Consider the following 3059-nt stretch of genomic DNA (forward strand, 5'->3'; position numbering starts at 1 on the left):
AAGAAGAAACAACTGATGAAGATTCAGAAGTAGCTACTGATGGGTTACAAGATGGTACTTATACTGTTGTTGGTAATCCGGACGAACGTGGTTGGGCAGTAAAACATACTATCGAAGTAAAAGATGGTAAAGTGACATCTTCCGATTTCGACTACTACAATGAAGCAGGCGACAGAAAAACTGAAGATGAAGAATATAACAAAAATATGAAAGACAAAGCGGGCGTATCTTCTAAAGAAGCTATTGAACAATTAAATGCAGCTTTAGTAGAAGGTCAAGAAGCTGAAGTAGAAGTGGTTTCAGGTGCAACACATACTGCAGAAAACTTTGTAAAATCAGCAACAGCTTTATTAGAAAAAGCAGCTAAAGGTGATACTGAAGAAACAAATATTGATGAGGTTGCTTTAGTTGATGGTGAATATACACTTAAATCTAATGAAGATGAACGTGGATGGGCTCATACTTTCACTTTAGTTGTTAAAGATGGAAAAGTTGCAGAATCTAAATACGACATGGTCGATAAAGATGGTAATTTAAAATCTGAAAATGAAGAGTATAATACTTCAATGAAAGAAAAAGCAGGTGCTTCATTTGCTGAAGCAGTTGAAGCTTTAAATGCTGGATTAGTAGAAAAACAATCAACTGATTTAGAAGTAGTTTCAGGTGCAACTAGCACTTATGATGCTTTCGTTGAATATGCTAATTTATTATTAGAAGCAGCAGCTAAAGGTGATACTGAAACAATTGAAGTTGAAGTAGCAGCTGAATAATCTTATTTAACAGAATAATCTTTTAAAGCTAAAACTTTAAAATAATATGAAAAGTCTCAAACTGATTATCGTGTTTGAGGCTTTTTTATGCATGGCATGATGCTGGTTAATATTCTACCAATGTTTAACTTTTAAGTGACAGTATAGTGAAACTTTAGTAAAATGGAGTTGTTAATGTTTTTTAAAAGGTGGAATGTAAAAGAATGTTAAAAAAAGAGAAAGTTAAAAAGCTTAGCTTATTGTTAATGAGTACTTTGCTATTTGTTCCAACATTTTCAATCCAAGCGGAAGAATCAACTGAAGCAGAAGTCGTCACTGGTGCTTCAATCAAAAATGATCAATTACCACTGAAGGTCGTTAAAACACCTTTGTCGCGCACAGAATCATTATTACATACTGCTGTTCAAATTCAAATTTATCATGAAAATCAAGAAGAAGTAATGGACTTGGCTTTTGATTATATTGAACGTATGGAAAAATTATTTTCAACTAATTTAGAAGGATCCGATGTTTATCGTATTAATCAAGCAGCAGGAAAAGAAGCTGTTAAAGTAGCTCCAGAAACGTTTGAATTAATTCAAAAAGCGTTAGAAGTATCCGAATTAAGTAAAGGTAAATTTGATATTACAATTGGAGCGGTGACTAATTTGTGGCGCATAGGCGATGAAGCGGCGCGTAAGCCTGAACAAAGTGAAATTGATGCGGGTCTTAAAAAAATTGATTACCATAAAGTGATTTTAGATGAAAAAAATCAAACAGTTAAATTAGCTGAAGAAGGAATGGTAATGGAATTAGGTGGTATTTCCAAAGGGTATATTGGGAGTGGTGTCGTCAAATATTTAAAAGCAGCAGGTGTTAATACCGCGATTGTCAACCTTGGCGGAAATGTTATTGTGATGGGGACATCTCCATCAAATGAAGAAGGATGGAATGTTGGGGTGCAAGATCCGGATGAAGTTCGTGGTGCGGTAGTTGGTACAGTAAGAATGAAAGATTACACAGTAATCACTTCAGGTGTTTATGAACGCTATTTAGAAGTGGATGGTGTACGTTACCATCATATTTTAGATCCAAAAACAGGTTATCCATTGGATAATGAAATTTCAGGAGTGACTGTTTTTGCTCCCGAATCGGTCGATGGAGATGGTCTTTCAACGTCATTATTCTTATTTGGTATCGAAGATGGAATTGAGTTTGTTGAGAGTTTAGAAGGTGTAGAAGCAGCATTTATCGATAAGGAACATCGTGTGTATTTAACATCGGGTCTAAAAGATAAATTCAAGTTAACGAATGAGGAGTATAAAGTTGTTGAGTAAAGAAAATATCAAAATATTTTTAAAATTCGTTGAGATTCAAACGAAGATAGCCAGTGTATTTCCCATGTTGATTGGAATAATGTGGGCACTTTATCGTTATCAAGCTTTTAATGGCTTAAATACGTTACTATTTATAATAGCGGTATTGTTTTTTGATATGTGTACTACGGCCATTAATAATACAATGGACTATTATAAAGCAAAGTCTGAGCGTTATATCAAAGAAGAAAATGTCATTGGTATCTATAATCTATCGCCAAGAAATATGGTCATCATTCTATTAGTCTTATTAGCGATTGCGATCATTTTTTCATTTATATTAGTCTTTAAGACAGATCCTATATTATTGATTTTAGGTGCGATTTGTTTCTTTATTGGGATTATGTATACTTATGGTCCGACGCCTATTTCAAGAACGCCTTATGGTGAATTTTTCTCCGGCTTTACGATGGGATTTGGTATCTTTTTTCTGGCCGTTTTCATTCAAGACCCTACACTTTTAATTTCAACTCAGTGGAATGTTCCAATGATGACTTTAAATTGGCATTGGTTACATACAATTGAAATATTTATGATGTCGTTGCCTTTAGTGTCCTTAATTGCCAATATTATGTTAGCGAATAATATTCGTGATTTAGATACTGACATCGAAAATGAACGTTTTACACTAGTCTATTATGTCGGGCGTCCTTTTGCAATCATCTTATATCAAGTGTTAAGTGCTTTACCTTGGCTATTTTTCTTATTGTTTTTATTATTAGGTAATTTACCTTGGTGGTGTGCGATTGCTTTTATTGGGGTAATACCTCAATATCGAAGTGTGATGACTTATCGCCAAAATTATATGGAGAAACCAGCTTTTGGTGAAGCGATAAAAAGTTTTATTTTATTTGCTAGTATTTATTTATTGATATTAATTATCGTGAATATCAGCACTTTATTTTAAAAATTCTAAAATCCTAAAGGGTTGTTC

At 33.6% G+C, this 3059-nt stretch carries 3 protein-coding genes; all 3 read left to right on the top strand.

Annotated features, from left to right (window positions below; all coding sequences use genetic code 11):
* A partial coding sequence (locus GSA01S_RS09815; RefSeq protein ID WP_066127112.1) for an FMN-binding protein occupies positions 1-770 on the top strand: 770 nt, incomplete at its 5' end.
* 203 nt (positions 771-973) lie between these two features.
* On the top strand, positions 974-2086 hold the full coding sequence (locus tag GSA01S_RS09820) for an FAD:protein FMN transferase (protein WP_066127114.1): 1113 nt from the start codon (positions 974-976) through the stop codon (positions 2084-2086).
* Positions 2061-3032: a UbiA family prenyltransferase gene (locus GSA01S_RS09825; RefSeq protein WP_066127116.1), complete on the top strand. Its 972-nt coding sequence runs from the start codon at positions 2061-2063 to the stop codon at positions 3030-3032. Before GSA01S_RS09820 ends, GSA01S_RS09825 begins: the two co-directional genes overlap by 26 nt.
* Positions 3033-3059 lie beyond the last annotated feature (27 nt).

The organism is Globicatella sanguinis NBRC 15551 (genome assembly GCF_001552295.1).
GTDB classification, from domain to species: domain Bacteria; phylum Bacillota; class Bacilli; order Lactobacillales; family Aerococcaceae; genus Globicatella; species Globicatella sanguinis.

Coding starts and splice junctions, on each gene's coding strand:
- GSA01S_RS09820 (WP_066127114.1), top strand. CDS start 974: ATGTTAAAAAAAGAGAAAGTTAAAAAGCTTAGCTTATTGTTAATGAGT.
- GSA01S_RS09825 (WP_066127116.1), top strand. CDS start 2,061: ATGAGGAGTATAAAGTTGTTGAGTAAAGAAAATATCAAAATATTTTTA.